We start from the raw sequence: 15,797 nt of genomic DNA, 5'->3' as shown, positions 1-15,797 counted from the left end.
ATCAATTTTTTTACGAAATAAATAGAATTTGTTACATAAAAATGATTGAGATCCTGGGGTCCGGTACTTCCAGGTATTTTAATCGAGCTTCAAACTGACCCTGGTGACGCCATCGGGCAGCCTCATCAACTTAAATCCCATTCTCCTGCTCAATCTCAGCATTTTATCATTCTCGGAAAGCACCATTCCGTAAATCTCCCGCAATCCATTATCCTGCGCTATCCCAATTGTAATATCAAGGAATTTCTCTCCCAAACCCTGCCTTCGGAAGTCATCATGCACTGACATAGCAAACTGACCGCTCCCTGAATCAGGCTCGACAATAAGGCGCCCACCGCCTATAATCCTCTTTTTGTCGCCTTCATTTAATTCAGCAATAATAGCAATTTCTCTGTCATAATCTATGTTACAGAAATTCATGAGCATCCTGTGATTGATTTTCAAAGCCACAAAAAATCGTAACCGAAGCGTTTCTTCGGATAATGTGGACATCATTTCTTTTATCAGAGGTTCATCTTCCGCCTTGAGCGGCCTCAATATAACATCTCTTCCATCCCTTAATCTCCAGGGCATGATGTACTTTGTCGGGTAGGGCATAATTACAAGATGAGGGTAATGAGCAACGCCCTTTTGATAGTTTTTATCTATACAAATTGTTGTGTTTCTTGCATATACCCTGTCGTCTGCCGTTACTGCAACTTCTATTTCTATCTCTGCTATCTCCGGGAAATCAACAATGAGGCTGGAAAAATTCATAAGGATTTCCTCCATATGCCTCATAACGGATTTATTGGTTGCCCGAAATTCAGCTTCATCCATCATATATTTTGCAAGAACCTGATTTAACGGGGGCAGGCCTACAGCAAAACCCGTACGATTTCTATATCCTCCAGCCATAGATACAAAAAGTATGACAGTTCCAAAATCAACGTCCTTCTTTGATCTTAAAGACCACTCATCAACTATAGATTCAGTTGTTACAGATTTTCCATGAGGATCAGATTTTTTTAAAAAGGGAATTTCATAATTTTTAAGAAAATTTGCAGCGTCATCTTCGTCAAGGATTTCTTTGTTTCCTTTAACAGCATTGCGAATAACAGCCTTCAGGTGATTTGTCAGTCCCATTTTGTTCTCAGGGGCTTCTTCCGGGGTTTCATTTAGAATCTCAATATTCCGCCGGTACTTAAACATATACATACATGCTCTCACAGCAACTTCCGGAGTTGTATAGACGGGTATATTGGCTTTTTCTAAAATATCTAAACCCTGGAGTGAATATTGACCACCCATCCAGACAGCAACGATTGGTTTTGTTGTTTTCAAAGAGAGTTCGACTATCCGCCTTGCCAGTTCTCCCGGGTCATGATAAGGAGCAGGCGCATATACAATGAGAACACCGTCGACACCATCGTCTCTCAGGCAAACGTCTGTTATCTCGATATATCTTTCAATATCAGCATCTCCGAAAAGATCAAAGGGGTTATTTGCTTTCCAGTAGGAAGGCATTATACGGCAAAGCTTTTTCATGCTTTTTTCTGAAAGCCTGGCAAGTTGACCTTTCTGTTCTGCAAGGGTGTCACAGGCAATAATGCTGATGCTGCCTGAGTTAGTAATAACACCAAGCCTTGGCCCCCTGGGCAGAGATCTTGAAACAAGGACCTTGGCTGTGTCAAAAAAATCCATTGTTTCCTTTGTCCTTACTATACCAACCCGCCTGAAAGCAGCATCATAGACTGCATCGCTTCCTGTCTCCACGCCCGTACGGGAAAAGAGCGTTTCTGTGCTCTGGGGATATCTGCCTGGTTTAAAAACAACAATAGGTTTATTTCGTGCAAAACAGCGCGAGGCACTTAAGAACTTTTTTGCATCTTTTATGTGCTCAACATAGAGCATGATGCTTTTTGTGTAATAATCTTCCTGAAGAAAATCTATGAGATCAGCAAAATCCACGTCAACCATGGAACCGAGAGATGCAAACATACTGAAACCAATATGGTTATCCATCCCCCAGTGAAGCATAGTATTTCCTATAGTGCTGCTCTGGGAGATAAAGGCTATATTTCCAGCTACTGGGTGTGCCTTAAGGAATGTGGTATTCAAGTTATTATTAGGCAGAATAATACCGTTACTGTCGGGGCCAATTATCCTTATGCCGTAATTCTTTTTTATATTCCATATCTCATTTTCAAACTTTTTTCTCTCATACTTAGGGCCTGCCGATATAATAATTGCACCCTCTACACCCTTTTTCCCGCACTCTTCAGCTATATCAGTAATCAGTTCATCATGTACTGCTATGACAGCAAGGTCTATATGTTCATCAATAAATGAGACAGAGGGGTAACAATCAATGTGAAGCATCTTTCTTCTGTCCGGACTGACAGCAAATACCTGCCTCTCTCCTGAGGAGAGAAGGTTATCAAATATTGATCTTTCGATGGTGCCCTCCCGGTCTTCTGAACCGATGAATGCAATGGTTTTAGGATTAAGCACTTTTTTAAGATTGCCCATTTATAACCCGCTTGTATCCCTTCCGGTAAATGCCACGCAACGCTTGCGAAAGGGTATTTTATTTATTTTCCTGTAACTCCAGGTTTTTTGCAACATTTTTCTATTATACTGGGGGCTCACGTCGCCCCCTCCTGCAGCATCAAGCCACTACCGGCAAGCATGTACACCGGTATAGTCGTTTCATGAGAAAACGGTACATAAAATGAACCTCCCCGCAGCAGAGCTTCGAGGAATCAATTGATTGAATAATGACAAGCCTGAACTGACAAATATAACAGGGGGGAGAATAGGGAACTGGAGATATTGATCCATGTTTTTTATCCCGGATTCGCATCAGCGTGAAGGCTTATGCGAATCCGGGTTCAGTGGGCAGCGGCATTTCAGTAAGGTTTCATTGCAAGAGATTTATCGAGCAAAAATTTTGCAGATGTGGATGGGCTGTGAGATTTGCAGGCCGTAGACGTACGCAATGTACGTCGGAGGATCGCAAGACGAAGCAGACCGCCGCAGATCAAAATTTTCGAAATGCCGCTGCCCGAACAAAAAGAAAACCTAAAAAAACATATTGTTCAAAAACCGCACAATATATAACAATAAAAAAGTCAGGAAACCCCGATTACTTTAGTCTTGCATTTCTATTCTTCCAGGTTTATCATTGCATAAGAAATATCTGCCATGCGAAAAAAGACAAAAGTTTCATACATTCAGGAACCCTTATTTGAGGAATTTAAAAAAGATATATGCTATGTCTGCCGCAAATGGATCAAGAAGGACGACGGACTGAATGTGGGCAAGGGAGTATGGAGACACTTGAAGTGCAAGCCTATAGATTTAAATTTATTAAAAAAATCCCCAACTTAACAATATAATACATTCAATAATACAAAATAAAATTTAGTGGAATCTTTTGCAGAACAGTCTTGAAAGAAAAGACATTGGGCTTTAATATATCAGAATGAAAAAGATCGCGGCTTATGCCGGAATGATACTGTTAGTTGCCTATTCTATAATTATGGGGGCAATATACTTCAAACAGGACAGCATGATCTACTTTCCTGAAAAAGAGATTTTGCAAACACCGCAAAGTATAAATCTCTATTACAGGGAGGTCAATTTTCAAACTAAAGATAACATAAATATATCCGGCTGGTATATCCCTGCAAACCCTGAGAAAGGTATTATTCTTTTTTGTCATGGAAATGCCGGAAATGTATCGCATGTAATAGAACGTATAAGGATTTTCCATGAGATGAATTTTAGCGCTCTGTTTTTTGATTACAGGGGTTACGGCAAAAGTACCGGTAAACCGTCTGAGGAAGGTACATATCTTGATGCTGAGGCCGCCTGGGATTATCTGATCCAATGTGGCAATTCCCCTGAAAAAATAATTGTTTACGGCCAGTCGCTTGGCGGCGCTATAGCAACAGAGGTTGCCATAAGAAAAAAACCTGTTGCCTTAATCATAGAATCAAGTTTTACATCTATGCCTGATCTCGGATCAAAACTTTACCCATGGCTGCCCGTAAAACTTCTGGCAAAATATCAGTATTCAACATTAACTAAAATAAGCATAATAAATTTTCCCAAACTGATCATCCACAGTCCGGATGATGAAATAGTTCCCTTCAAACACGGCAGGATACTGTACGAAAAGGCCTCTCAACCAAAAGATTTTCTGGAAATCAGGGGTGGGCACAATGATGGTTTTCTTTTGTCAAGCACAATATATCAGGATGGATTGATAAAATTTTTTGAAAAGTATAAATTAATCAGGTAAATATGAAAAATAAAAAGAAAAGTGTTAAATCCGTGAAGAGCAATAAATTCGAGAAAGACAGCAAGTCAACCCGTAATAATGCAAAAAAAGGCAACAAAAAACAGTGGGTTAAGGCAATGATATTTTTTCTTATCGCACTATTTTTTTTCGCATATATGTTTTATGCCGGCGGCACAACAACTAGCTTTTTTGCATTAATAATAGGCATTGTCTGTGGGTTAATCGGGGCTTTACACCTTAAATAGCCTGTCCCCTTAATGTCCTTGCAGCTTCTTCGGGTGTAATTGAGGTAACATAAAATTCATCCTCCCGCTTATATTTGGAGGATTTCTGGTCCATGGGAAGTATCTCGATATGCCAATGAAAATAATCGCTTATCGACAGAGTTTCTTTTTTATAATCTGTTTTATAAGTATTCGGCGATGTATGAATTACCAGGGTATACGAATTTGTTAATTTTTCAATCCTTTTCATAATATCCAGCATAATGTTAACAAGCTGAAGTTTCATATCATCCTTCAATATTTGCTCAAAAGCTTCGCTATGCATTTTCGGAAGGATCCAGACTTCAAAAGGAAATCTTGAGGCAAAAGGGCATATTGCAATGAAACCTGAATTCATACTAACTACCCTCTTATTCTGCTTTATTTCCTGATTTATTATATCACAGAGTAAACACCTCTCTTTTTGCTGATAATAATTTTCTGAATGGATAAGCTCAAGCTCAAGCCTTGCAGCCATCATCGGTGTTGCAAGGAGATGTGAGTGAGGATGAAACAAATGAGAGTCTGCAAGTTCCCCGTGATTTTTGAATACCTGTATACTTTTAAACCTTTTGTCTTTCTTTAAATCGGAAATCCTTTCCATATAGACTTCAAGCAACAATAACAGTTCATTATCCGTGAAGTTTGACATGGTCTTTGTATGTGATCTGTTCTCTACGATGATCTCATGTGCTCCAACATTATCCATTTTATCATAAAGCCCTTCAGCCCTCTTGTTTTCGACAGCTTCTATGACAAAAACAGGGTTTATTGCAGGAAAGCAACGTATAAGCCATGAACCGTCAGCATCTTTGTATTCTCTGATAGCTTTGGGTGTAAGATGTTCATTGCCGGGACAAAAAGGGCAAACGCCTACTGAGCTGCTTTCGAGTCCTTTGAATTCGGTAACTATCCAATTGCCGGCAACAGGATCTTTTCTCAATTCTGCCATATATGAATATTAGAATATGTTTTAGAATTTGTCAAAGAAGTAATTTTATTAGTGCTTTGATTCCCTTTTTTTAAAGATACAGCAGGAGGAAGAGCAAAATTTCCGTCTTTTATTCCATGCGTTGAAAGAAATAATGACTATTTTTGTCGAACAATCCGCGTACTTCGACAATTTTGTACAAAAATTATAGCCTCTAAGGACGGTACCTGATAAAATTATAAACCATTACGATGAGATACAAATATTAGAAATTATGGTACAAATATTGCTTATTTATATGCATAAGCGGCAATACTGACAGAATGGCGGAGGTTGGAGATGAAAAAAAAGATGTCAGCGACCTTGATTGTAATTTTGGGAATCTCGTTTATCTTGCCGACAGCAAGTTTTGCCTGGAGAGGAGTGGATGGGCCGGGAATAGGATATCATGGCGCATGGGGACCTCACAATCCTCACAGATGGTATCATCCCAGGGTTTATATAGGAACGTCATTTGTAAGTCCCTGGTATTTTTTTCCTCCTCCATATGTTTATCCGCCAACCGTTGTTTATGTCAATCCTGTTCCCCGGCCTGCCTATGCCTATCCTGATCCCGAGCTCTCAGGGCAAAATGTAGCCGAGAACCCTCCCGGTCAGTGGGTTACAGTACCCGGTCAGTGGATAGATGGTAAATGGATTCCTTCCCATAAAGCCTGGGTTGCTGTAAATCCATAGTCATAGAAAGTTTTGCAGTTTCACTGATGTCAGATAGTATTGACTTGTAATATCTAAACGATATTATCCTGTTAAGATGGTTTTTATTCTTGGATCGTCTTCCTGGATATTCACAAAAAGCTCTTTTCCGGTATTTTCACCAAAATGGTCAAGGATTCCTATGATCAGATAATTTATCATATCTCTGAGATCAGGACTTTCCCCGGTAACAGAAGCCTCTCCGATCCAGACATCGGTTGTCTTGCCTAAATCTCTGTAATCTTTCCCATCAATAATTTTCAGGGAAAGCCATTTATCGTGTCCCTCCAGGCTGGTATATAGGCATTGCACGGGTCACTGTTCTTTCATGTCCTATCCCGTAACCGTACAAAATATAATAACGTGGTCCATCAAGTTCTGATATTGAATAGCCTTTCAGTTTCAGCATATTTTCAAGTTTCTTTGTAACTTCTTTGTCAAGCAGGGTATTTTTTGCCTCTTTATCTTCAACGACATGGATGGTTGTGCCTGGAGTAATTATTAACGGCTTGCCCGGATCAAGGAACCCGTTCACTTTTACCGTATATGAAGATGCACACCCTTGCACAAAAATGAGGAGGAGAAACAGTATGCTCTTTAGTAAATATCTTAAAATATTTAGCTGCAGTAACAAATTGTAAGCCCCTCTATTGCCCCGTTTGGGATATAACCGTCTATGACGGGGTGATTCATCGCCTGAAGATAGAGAATATTATTGTTAATATGATACTTATTATAATGCTTGTTGTTATGGGAAAATAAAAGCTGAATTGTTCTTTTTTTATCAATATGTCACCGGGAAATTTCCCGATAAAAGGTATCCTGTCACCAAACATGAATGCCAGCCCGATGAGTATAAGTATTATCCCGAGGACAACAAATATCTTCCCAATGCCCGGCATTACTCCCTCCAACAATGGTCTTTTTCGCTCAAAATATGCCCACAACAATCTTTCTCCACATATCAGTCCTTATAGCTGTTTCATACAATATTCAATCATAAATAATACCATTTTCATGGTCCTTTTTCCATAAGCGGTTTAATTTTTACGGGTAAATTCCCAGGAGCTTGCTGTGATAACTTTTTCCTGTTTTTATCTCTAATACCTCGTCCGCTTGCGACAGGACAGTTCATTTCTACAATATAGATATCCTGAATTTATTTATCTCAAGATAAAAACAAAATGAATCGATTCGAACAAGTTAACTTAAGATAATTTTAAGAAAAACGATAATATTATATAAATCAGGTAACAATGTTGGACATTACAGCACAATGAAGATGGTTTGATAGGGGGCAAAAAAATGGATCTACGAAGTATCAGCATCAAAAAACGCCTTTATATTTCACACGGAATGTGTATATTTTTTGTTATTCTCCTTTGTGTTATCTCCTTCTATGGCTTTAGGAATGTCAGCAACAGGACAAACGAGATCATAAATATTGTCTATGAGAAAGCAATATCGTCACAGAAAATAATCAATACCGTTCACAGCATGTATAATTCATTGGCAATTATTGCATCAGAAAAAGATAGTAGTGCAATAAACAGGGAAAAAGAGAACATAACAGCAAAAACGAAGATGTACAAGGAAGAACTTGATAAACTCGAAAAACTGGATAAAACCGATAAAGGGAAAGCTATAATCGGGAAGTGCAAGGGACTGCTTGAAAAAACCCAGGAAGTAAACAATCAGATCAATGATCTTGCTGCTGCTGGGAACAGCGCAGAGGCTTCACAAAAATTTTTGAATGAAGCAGTGCCTGTATCGAAGGAACTTATTGGTGCCATGGATGAGATGGTCCAATACCAGAATCAGGGTTTGAAGGCAAGTCTTGAAGGGACCATGGACAGCAACAGCGGGGCAAAAATATTTCTTCTCGTATGCGGTCTTATATCAATAGCAATAGGCACTACAGCAGCATTCATAATAACCAAAACCATACTCCGACCTATTGACCGCATTGCCTATTTGACCACAAGATTTGCCGATGGTGATCTTACAGTAGATCTGGGAGCTTCAACAAGAGACGAATTCAATGCGGTAAAAGATGCATTGGTAAAGCTAAAAAAACAGTGGCGAACCGTTGTAACAGATATGAAATCGGCTGCAAATCAGATATCGTCGGCAGCCCAGGAGATGAACTCCAGCGCCAAAAATATGTCAACCGGGTCAAGCGAGCAGGCAAGCAGGTCATCTCAGGTGGCTACAGCCTCGGAAGAAATGTCTCAGACCATTGTGGATATTGCGCAAAATGTGAATAACATTGCAAAATCTGCTTCCAATACGGTAGCGGTAGCAAAGGAAGGAGATCAAATAGTGACAAAATCTGTACAGAAGGTAAAAGAGATTGCCATGATTGTTGATGATTCGGGAAGCTTTGTAAAATCCCTTGGTGAACGATCAAGGCAGATAGGAGATATCGTAAATGTCATTAATGACATCGCAGATCAGACAAACCTTCTTGCCCTAAATGCTGCAATAGAAGCAGCCCGTGCAGGGGATCAGGGAAGAGGATTTGCTGTTGTTGCAGACGAGGTGAGGAAACTTGCAGAGAGAACAGCCCACTCAACTTCAGAAATAGGTCAAATGATAAAGGCAATTCAGGACGAAGTCTCTATGGCAGTCAATTCAATGGAAAATGCCACGAGCAATGTCAACCTTGGTGTGGACCTTGTGATACAGGCCGGTTCTGCACTCCAGAATATCGTACTAAGCGCCAATGAGCTTCAGGTCATGGTTCAGGAGATTGCCTCTGCGACAGAAGAAATGTCGGCCACATCCGAGGAAATCAGCAAGGATATAGAGCAGATAGCATCGATATCAAAAGATACATGTGTCTCGGCTGAGAATGTTGCACAGTCATCGGTAGAACTGTCAGGTTTATCTGAGACTATGGAAATAGCGGTAAGTGAGTTTAAACTGTAATTGATTATTAGTATACAATTCCCTTCGTATGAAAGCCTGGAAGGCGGTGAGGGGTTTTTATACAACATAGGGGCGTCTATGGCGCCCCTTTTTTCATTTGTCAGAATTATTTTTAACGTATGCTGTCAGCAAATCCATATTTATCAACCTGCCACCCTTCTTCGGGCATTTGCAAACCGTCTATATAGAGTGTCCTGCCATCAAGGGCTGCTCTACCTTTTGCAATCAGTTCATGTACGGCAAAAGGGTATATCTGCCAGTCTCCTTCAACTTTGAGCACTTCCTGAATATTGGCAGAAACCTCCTGAAGTGTTTTGTAGAGATTGCTTTCTTCTTCTTGTGCTGCCTCTCTGAATGTCTTGAGAGTTCTTTTCTCTGTTTTTTCTGCAAATCTCCTTATGTCACGCAACTCTTTATCCCAACGTGAGAGCGGCAAAGATGCCGACTGAATCAGAATTGGACCGCCATCATCACTTTGATCGACAAAAAATACGGTTGATTTCACACTTTTTTCTTCCGCTAATATTGCTTTGGCAGTAGGTACCCATCCGAGGCCGGTATATTTTTTTGCATCACCAGGATGAACATTAAGAATTTTTGGATAGTACCTTTCAACCATCCAGTTCCCTATCCAAAGGTCATATCCGGCCAGGCATATGAGGTCCGGCTGCCCCTTCAACGTCTGTTCCACAAGGGTCATAATTGCCATATCATAGCTGTCTCTTTCAATGCCGTGCCTGGGAACTTTTTCAAGTCCGCACATTTCATGAAAATATCTGCCGGAATCTAGCAAAACTACCGGCACATTACGATTTTTTGCCTTTGTTATCCCTTTGCAGCCAGATGAATTACTGAAAACAACATGTTCTTTATTTGGATCCCATTCGTAAATTTTATCGTAATTGCTTCCGGAGCCCGAAACGCCGCAGGCATATCTAATTGACACAGAAGGGTGGTTATAAACTGATTGTACTGTCATCGCTATTATTGTGGCTCACGAAAGCCCCCTTCACCAGCGAAGCTCTGTCTCGGAGCCTTCTCCTTTCGCTCACAGTGTGAGCCAAATAGATATCCTACCGGTATTTCTTCAAGCAGGTACCAGGTTGCCCGCTACTTTCATCCTCACTTCAGATTCCAGCATCTCCAACACTGACCGGTACGGCAAACCCTTTTCTTCAGCAATTTTTTTGACATCTTCAAACTCGATGTGTGTCTTGATCAGGTTTCCTTTGCCGTCATATCCATACTTTACATTAATAGTCCCATAGGATGTCTCAACGAGCTTTTCCTCTCTTCTTAAGACATTTCTGTGTTCTGTCCGAAGCCTCAGCCCGAAAGTAGTTGTTTCAGCAAAAAGCATCTCCGTAACACGTTGCAGTGTTTCTATTTTTGTCGTTATTGAGAGTCGTATACCGATTCTGCCTTTTTTCATATACACAGGGAAATAGAGGACATCAAGGGCGCCCGCACTCCTGATCCTGTCAGCAATAGCGCCGATATATTCCATTTCCATATCGTCGATATCCGTTTCTATGACCCGGACATCTTCTTCTTCAAAGGCCGGTTCTTCAGATTTTCCAATAAAAATTCTCAAAACATCGGGTTTATCTGTTTTGTATGTACCCGCTCCATAACCAATTTTATCAATTTTGAATGCCGGCGGGGGAATATTCCTGTCCCTTACATAATGCCTGACTATGGTTGCGCCTGTAGGGGTAGTAAGTTCCAGTGGCTCTTCCAGAAAAACCGTGCTGAATCCCGAAAGGATCTCAAGGGTCACCGGTGGCGGATTTGGTATAATCCCGTGGGATGTTTTTATTGTGCCGCGGCCCTGGGGAACAGGTCCGCAAAATACTCTGTCTATGCCAAAATAATGCATGCCCTTTGCAACACCTAAAAGGTCGATAAGCGTATCAATGTGGGATAATTCATGCAGGTGCAACTCATCTTTTGATACACCGTGCACTTTTGCCTCTGCATTGAGCATAATACTCAACATGGCCTTGGCGTCTTCCTTGATTTTTGTTTCAATCTCCACCTTTTCAATAATGTCTTCCATTTCCCTGATTGTTAGGTGGATATTCGAATGTTCAATGTTCAGGTGTACACCTCCAATGATGCCATGCATGATCCTTTCCGGTATTATTGCAGGCACAGGCATTGGTATTTTTTTCAATAACCCTTCAAACTCGACAAATGGCATACCTGCATCGATAAAAGCGCTGATCGTCATGTCTCCGCTTATTCCGAAAATAGGGTCTATATAGAGTATGTTCATAGCCGGTTTATTAAAGTTGCAAAATACGCTGCACCGAAACCATTGTCAATATTAAACACCGAAACTGTGGAACATGAATTGAGCATAGCAAGGAGCGCTGTCAGACCACCGAAACTTGCACCATAACCTATGCTTGTAGGTACACCTATTACCGGCACCTTGACAAGGCCGGCTACTATAGACGGCAATGCACCTTCCATACCGGCCGTTACAATAATCACCCGTGCCTTTTTCAGCAGATCAAGGTTTTGAAAAAGCCTGTGTATGCCTGCAACACCGACATCACAGAGCTTTTCGGTTTGATTTCCGAAAAAAATGGATGTAACATAGGCCTCTTCGGCCACCCTGTTGTCGCTGGTTCCTGCAGATACAATGAGAATCGCCCCTTTCCCTTTGATTGTATTGTCTTCCTTGATATAGAAGCACCGTGCATCTTCATTGTATGTTCCGTCAGGAAACTTTTTTAAAATTTTTGCGCCTATCTTTTTCTCGACCCTGGTAGCAAGTACGTCCTGCCCTTTTCCTCTCATGGCCCTGACAATATCCGTAATCTGTGATAAAGTCTTCCCTTCTCCGAATATTACCTCTTCCATGCCTTTCCGCAGCACCCTGTGATGGTCGATCTTCGTATGATTCAAATCCTCAAAAGGTACATCCTTCAAAAATTCATAAGCATCTTCAACGGATGTTGCCCCATTTCTTACATTATTAAGTAGGTCTATGATTTTTTTTTCCATTAAGTAATATGGGCTCACGTCGCCCCCTCCGCCGGCCAAGCCGTCGGAGCCTCCCCTTCTCGCTCACTGTGCGAGCTATTTATCGCACTGACGTTTATGTTCGCTGGGGTTCACGTCGCCCCCTCCACCGGCCAAGCATGCCTTGTCGAATAAATTCGACATTAACAACCTGCTAAAATCACCATCTTCAGAACAAAACTCATTGACTATCAGCTATTTATGCTCAAGACTGAATAGCAATCGAAACTTATCTGCTATCTGCCGTTCACTATTCACTATCTACTATTCACTATTCACTACCTTATAATTCACTGCTCCAATATGAATGCATGTTTTACTATCTTCACATTTTCCCTGTCAATACCTACTACATCAAACCTCACTTTTCTATCAAAACATTTATGGGTTTTCATATAAAACATAGCGGTTTTAACCATACGCTTCTTTTTTACAGCATTAACAGATTCAAAAGAATCGCCGAAGGTTGGGGTATTCCTTTTTTTTACTTCCACAAAGACAAGATAACCGCCTTCTTCAGCTATTATGTCAAGTTCACCGAAGGGGCTCCGGTAGTTTTTCTCTATTATCCTGTAGCCCTTGCGCTTTAAGGTTTTTGCTGCTTCTTCTTCGCCTTGTATGCCTTCTTCTCTTCTACCAGGCAAGGTATTCTTTTACACTCCTGAATGTTTTTCTATGAATGGGGGAAACCCCGTACTCTTTTATTGCTTTTTTGTGATCTTTTGTGGGATAGCCTTTATTTTTTATGAAATTATATTGAGGGTACAGTGCATCGTATTCTTCCATAATGCTGTCTCTTACGACTTTTGCAATGATGGAGGCACAGGCAACAAAGAAACATTTCCTATCCCCCTTTACTATCGGTTTGCTGCGCGGAAATGTTTTTATACCATAATTCCCGTCGATGAGCAGGAGGTCCGGCTGAATCTGTGTATCCTCCAAGGCTCTTTCCATTGAAAGAAGACTCGCTCTTAGAATATTTATTTTTTCGATCTCTTCATGGGTTGCAGTTCCTATGCCTACTTTATAAGCATTATCGGAAATCCACTCGAAAAGTTCCAATCTTTGTTTTGCGGTAAGAAGCTTTGAATCATTTATGGCTTTTCTTTCTTCGGGCAATTCCTTCCAGATAACGCATGATGATACCACAGGCCCCGCAAGGGGTCCCCTGCCGGCCTCATCAATCCCGCCAACAAGCCCTGTGAGAGAACAACCCATTAATACCTTTTTTCTTTGAGTTTTGCTGCCTTTCCTCTCAGGTTCCTCAAGTAGAAAAGTCTTGCTCTCCTGATCTTGCTCTTGCCCATTACTTCAATAGTATCTATAAGAGGTGAATGCACGGGAAATGTTTTTTCAATACCTACGCTGTATGATACTTTTCTCACAGTAAAGGTTGCCCTGGTATTACCACCTCTTCTCCTTATGACAACGCCTTCGAAGACCTGGATGCGCTCTTTGTCCCCTTCCAGGATTTTTGTGTAAACTTTTACGTTGTCGCCGATGTTTATCTCGGGCAAATCGAGCCTCATATGTTCTTTTTCAATTAAATCAATCATCTCGTTCATGTTTGTCTCCTCTTTCACCAAAAATTCTGTCAAGAATGATGCCAAGCGCTACCCTTAAGGATAGATGGTTATATTCGCCTGCACCTTTTATCGGTACGAGCATCTTCTCGCATAAATCTGTTGTTTCATCGGTTAAACCCCATCCTGTTCCAAACAACAGGAGAAAAGGCCTTTCCTCTTTTTCAGTCCACGCGCGAAGCTCTCGATAGCCTATCACTTTATGCGCCCTCCCATGGGATGATGTTCCTATGATTATGGGAGCGCCGTATTTCTTAACTTCTTCCAGCATTTCGCTGAAATTGTTTATTATTCTTACCTTCTTAAGTGCCGCACTTCTTTTTGGGTTGTATGTTGCCCCGTACCCATGTTCCCAGTGATGGATAAGCTTATCCGATATTTCCCTCTGTCTGGTAAGCGGCGTAACAATATAGCACAACTCAATACCAAATGTCATGCAACTTCTTGCAATATCATGCAATTCAAGGTTGGTCACGCTTGTCGCGATTATTTCTCTGTTCTTGTCGTACACAGGATAATGTATAATGCCGATATAGACCTTACTCAGGGATATCCTCCATCGCCTGCCTTAAGAACTTCCTGTCTTCATCGTTCGGTTCAAAAACATCCATCAGATCAGGCCTTTTAAATATCGTTTTTTTTATAGCCTCTTTTCTCCTCCATTTTCGTATTTCTTCGTGGTTACCTGACAAGAGTACCGGGGGCACTTCCATGTCCATAAATACAGGCGGTCTTGTATACTGCGGGTATTCGAGAAGATTGTCCGTATGGCTCTCATCCAATGTTGATTGCTCATTGCCCAGTACTCCAGGGATATGCCTGACAATAGCATCTATCAGAACAAGTGCGGGCATTTCCCCTCCTGAAAGCACATAATCACCAATTGAAATCTCTTCATCAACAAATTGAAGCACTCTTTCGTCTATGCCTTCGTATCTTCCGCAGATAAGGCTAATATGGGACAGCTTTGACAGTCTGACCGCTGCTGCTTCATCGAAGACCCTGCCTTGCGGTGTAAGGAGAATATGTTTCGGTTTTCCCATTTGGGTCTCAACGTGTTGCATAGCTTTGTATATGGGTTCTATCTTCATGACCATACCCGGCCCCCCGCCGTAGGGAGCGTCGTCGCATGTCCTGTGTATGTCTTCTGCAAAATCCCTGATATTTACAATATTGAAAGTAACAAGCCCCTTGTCTGTTGCTTTTTTGACAATACTTTCCTGCAGGGGCGATGTGAATATGTTCGGAAATAATGTAAGGACAGAGATTATCATACAAAAAAATTATCCATACTGATTTTTATAAAGGCACCCTTAATATTAATTTCCTGAATATAGTCTTCTATCATGGGGATAAGTATCTCTTTTTCTCCTTTAATAAGTAACACGTCATTTGCACCTGTACGGATAATCTGCGTCACTTTTCCCAATATCTCGCCAGCCTGATTGAATGCATCAAGCCCCAGGAGCTGATACTCGTAGAATTCATTTTCATCCAACTGCGGGAGGTTTTCTTCCTTGACAAACAGTTCATTGTTTATCAAGGGAACAATGTCTTCCTGACTGTTTAATCCATCAAAATTTATGCAGAAAAAGCCTTTGCGAAGGTTTATGGCAGTCGGTTTAAGTTTTCTCCATCCATCGCCATCTTTAATGAAAAAAGAGGTGTACCTATAGAGCACCTCTTTATTTTCATTATAATACCGGAATTTAACTTCCCCTTTGTTGCCGTAGGTGGATATTATTTTCCCGATGGGAACATATTTCATTACTCTATTATTTCGAGTACCGCCCGTTTTCTTACCTTAGTGGAAGCTGCGCTTAAAATGGTTCTCATGGCCCGTGCAGTTCTTCCCTGCTTGCCTATCACCTTACCGAGGTCGTCTTTGGAAACACTGAGCTCGATAACGGATGTTTTTTCGCCTTCAATCTCCGAAACCTTTACCTGATCAGGGTTATCTACCAAAGCTTTTGCGATAAATTCGATCAATTCTTTCAACACGGCTTCCCTCCATC

At 41.1% G+C, this 15,797-nt stretch carries 19 protein-coding genes; 4 read left to right on the top strand and 15 right to left on the bottom strand.

What is annotated here, in order from left to right; genetic code table 11:
* Positions 1 to 78 precede the first annotated feature (78 nt).
* Entirely contained in the window at positions 79 to 2,511 is a 2,433-nt protein-coding gene (locus NT010_02365; protein ID MCX5804901.1) for a GNAT family N-acetyltransferase, read from the bottom strand.
* A gap of 955 nt (positions 2,512 to 3,466) precedes the next feature.
* Here NT010_02365 and NT010_02360 point away from each other — a divergent pair.
* Together NT010_02360 and NT010_02355 are read left to right on the top strand one after the other, a co-directional pair.
* Positions 3,467 to 4,288, top strand: a complete 822-nt coding sequence (locus NT010_02360; protein MCX5804900.1) for an alpha/beta hydrolase — start codon at positions 3,467 to 3,469, stop codon at positions 4,286 to 4,288.
* Positions 4,289 to 4,290: 2 nt separating this feature from the next.
* Positions 4,291 to 4,533, top strand: coding sequence for a hypothetical protein (locus NT010_02355; GenBank protein MCX5804899.1), 243 nt, complete (start codon positions 4,291 to 4,293; stop codon positions 4,531 to 4,533).
* Here NT010_02355 and NT010_02350 read toward each other — a convergent pair.
* Positions 4,526 to 5,503 (bottom strand): DUF4931 domain-containing protein, encoded by a 978-nt coding sequence (locus tag NT010_02350; protein ID MCX5804898.1) that lies wholly within the window; start codon positions 5,501 to 5,503, stop codon positions 4,526 to 4,528. The two genes, NT010_02355 and NT010_02350, sit on opposite strands and share 8 nt — an antisense overlap.
* Before the next feature lie 318 nt (positions 5,504 to 5,821).
* On the opposite strand from NT010_02350, the gene NT010_02345 reads away from it, so the two are divergent.
* On the top strand, positions 5,822 to 6,217 hold the full coding sequence (locus NT010_02345; protein ID MCX5804897.1) for a hypothetical protein: 396 nt from the start codon (positions 5,822 to 5,824) through the stop codon (positions 6,215 to 6,217).
* A 63-nt stretch (positions 6,218 to 6,280) separates the two neighbouring features.
* Here the strand turns inward: NT010_02345 and NT010_02340 are convergent, their stop codons facing one another.
* From NT010_02340 to NT010_02330, 3 genes are read right to left on the bottom strand one after another with little or no spacing between them, the layout of a single operon-like run.
* The gene (locus tag NT010_02340) at positions 6,281 to 6,547 is read right to left on the bottom strand and encodes a hypothetical protein (GenBank protein ID MCX5804896.1); all 267 of its coding nucleotides are present in this window, start codon (positions 6,545 to 6,547) and stop codon (positions 6,281 to 6,283) included.
* Positions 6,510 to 6,869 (bottom strand): hypothetical protein, encoded by a 360-nt coding sequence (locus tag NT010_02335; GenBank protein MCX5804895.1) that lies wholly within the window; start codon positions 6,867 to 6,869, stop codon positions 6,510 to 6,512. The genes NT010_02340 and NT010_02335 overlap by 38 nt, the downstream gene beginning before the upstream one ends.
* A 55-nt stretch (positions 6,870 to 6,924) precedes the next feature.
* Entirely contained in the window at positions 6,925 to 7,137 is a 213-nt protein-coding gene (locus NT010_02330; protein ID MCX5804894.1) for a DUF2905 family protein, read from the bottom strand.
* Positions 7,138 to 7,540: 403 nt separating this feature from the next.
* Between NT010_02330 and NT010_02325 the strand changes: the two genes are divergently transcribed.
* Entirely contained in the window at positions 7,541 to 9,166 is a 1,626-nt protein-coding gene (locus tag NT010_02325; GenBank protein ID MCX5804893.1) for a methyl-accepting chemotaxis protein, read from the top strand.
* 112 nt (positions 9,167 to 9,278) lie between these two features.
* On the opposite strand, the gene NT010_02320 is transcribed toward NT010_02325, so the two are convergent.
* The 10 genes from NT010_02320 to NT010_02275 all read right to left on the bottom strand — a co-directional run bounded on the left by NT010_02320 (position 9,279) and on the right by NT010_02275 (position 15,783).
* On the bottom strand, positions 9,279 to 10,145 hold the full coding sequence (locus tag NT010_02320; protein MCX5804892.1) for a formyltransferase family protein: 867 nt from the start codon (positions 10,143 to 10,145) through the stop codon (positions 9,279 to 9,281).
* A gap of 108 nt (positions 10,146 to 10,253) precedes the next feature.
* Positions 10,254 to 11,444 carry a nickel pincer cofactor biosynthesis protein LarC gene (gene larC, locus NT010_02315; protein MCX5804891.1) on the bottom strand — a complete coding sequence of 397 codons (1,191 nt, stop codon included), beginning with the start codon at positions 11,442 to 11,444 and terminating at the stop codon, positions 10,254 to 10,256.
* Positions 11,441 to 12,181: a nickel pincer cofactor biosynthesis protein LarB gene (larB, locus tag NT010_02310; protein MCX5804890.1), complete on the bottom strand. Its 741-nt coding sequence runs from the start codon at positions 12,179 to 12,181 to the stop codon at positions 11,441 to 11,443. The genes larC and larB overlap by 4 nt, the downstream gene beginning before the upstream one ends.
* A gap of 308 nt (positions 12,182 to 12,489) precedes the next feature.
* On the bottom strand, positions 12,490 to 12,843 hold the full coding sequence (locus tag NT010_02305) for a YraN family protein (GenBank protein ID MCX5804889.1): 354 nt from the start codon (positions 12,841 to 12,843) through the stop codon (positions 12,490 to 12,492).
* Complete coding sequence (locus NT010_02300; GenBank protein ID MCX5804888.1) at positions 12,833 to 13,417, bottom strand: ribonuclease HII; 585 nt, start codon at positions 13,415 to 13,417, stop codon at positions 12,833 to 12,835. The genes NT010_02305 and NT010_02300 overlap by 11 nt, the downstream gene beginning before the upstream one ends.
* Positions 13,417 to 13,764, bottom strand: a complete 348-nt coding sequence (rplS, locus tag NT010_02295) for a 50S ribosomal protein L19 (protein ID MCX5804887.1) — start codon at positions 13,762 to 13,764, stop codon at positions 13,417 to 13,419. Before rplS ends, NT010_02300 begins: the two co-directional genes overlap by 1 nt.
* The gene (locus NT010_02290; protein ID MCX5804886.1) at positions 13,748 to 14,293 is read right to left on the bottom strand and encodes an RNA methyltransferase; all 546 of its coding nucleotides are present in this window, start codon (positions 14,291 to 14,293) and stop codon (positions 13,748 to 13,750) included. The genes rplS and NT010_02290 overlap by 17 nt, the downstream gene beginning before the upstream one ends.
* Positions 14,294 to 14,321: 28 nt before the next feature.
* Positions 14,322 to 15,056, bottom strand: a complete 735-nt coding sequence (gene trmD, locus NT010_02285) for a tRNA (guanosine(37)-N1)-methyltransferase TrmD (protein MCX5804885.1) — start codon at positions 15,054 to 15,056, stop codon at positions 14,322 to 14,324.
* Entirely contained in the window at positions 15,053 to 15,550 is a 498-nt protein-coding gene (gene rimM / locus NT010_02280; GenBank protein MCX5804884.1) for a ribosome maturation factor RimM, read from the bottom strand. The genes trmD and rimM overlap by 4 nt, the downstream gene beginning before the upstream one ends.
* On the bottom strand, positions 15,550 to 15,783 hold the full coding sequence (locus NT010_02275; GenBank protein ID MCX5804883.1) for a KH domain-containing protein: 234 nt from the start codon (positions 15,781 to 15,783) through the stop codon (positions 15,550 to 15,552). The genes rimM and NT010_02275 overlap by 1 nt, the downstream gene beginning before the upstream one ends.
* Between the last annotated feature and the right edge of the window lie 14 nt (positions 15,784 to 15,797).

The organism is Pseudomonadota bacterium, from assembly GCA_026388275.1.
Taxonomy (GTDB): Bacteria; Desulfobacterota; Syntrophorhabdia; order Syntrophorhabdales; family Syntrophorhabdaceae; genus JAPLKB01.
Note: the sequence above shows the minus strand (reverse complement) of the source record. Positions and strands in the feature narration are given on the sequence as shown.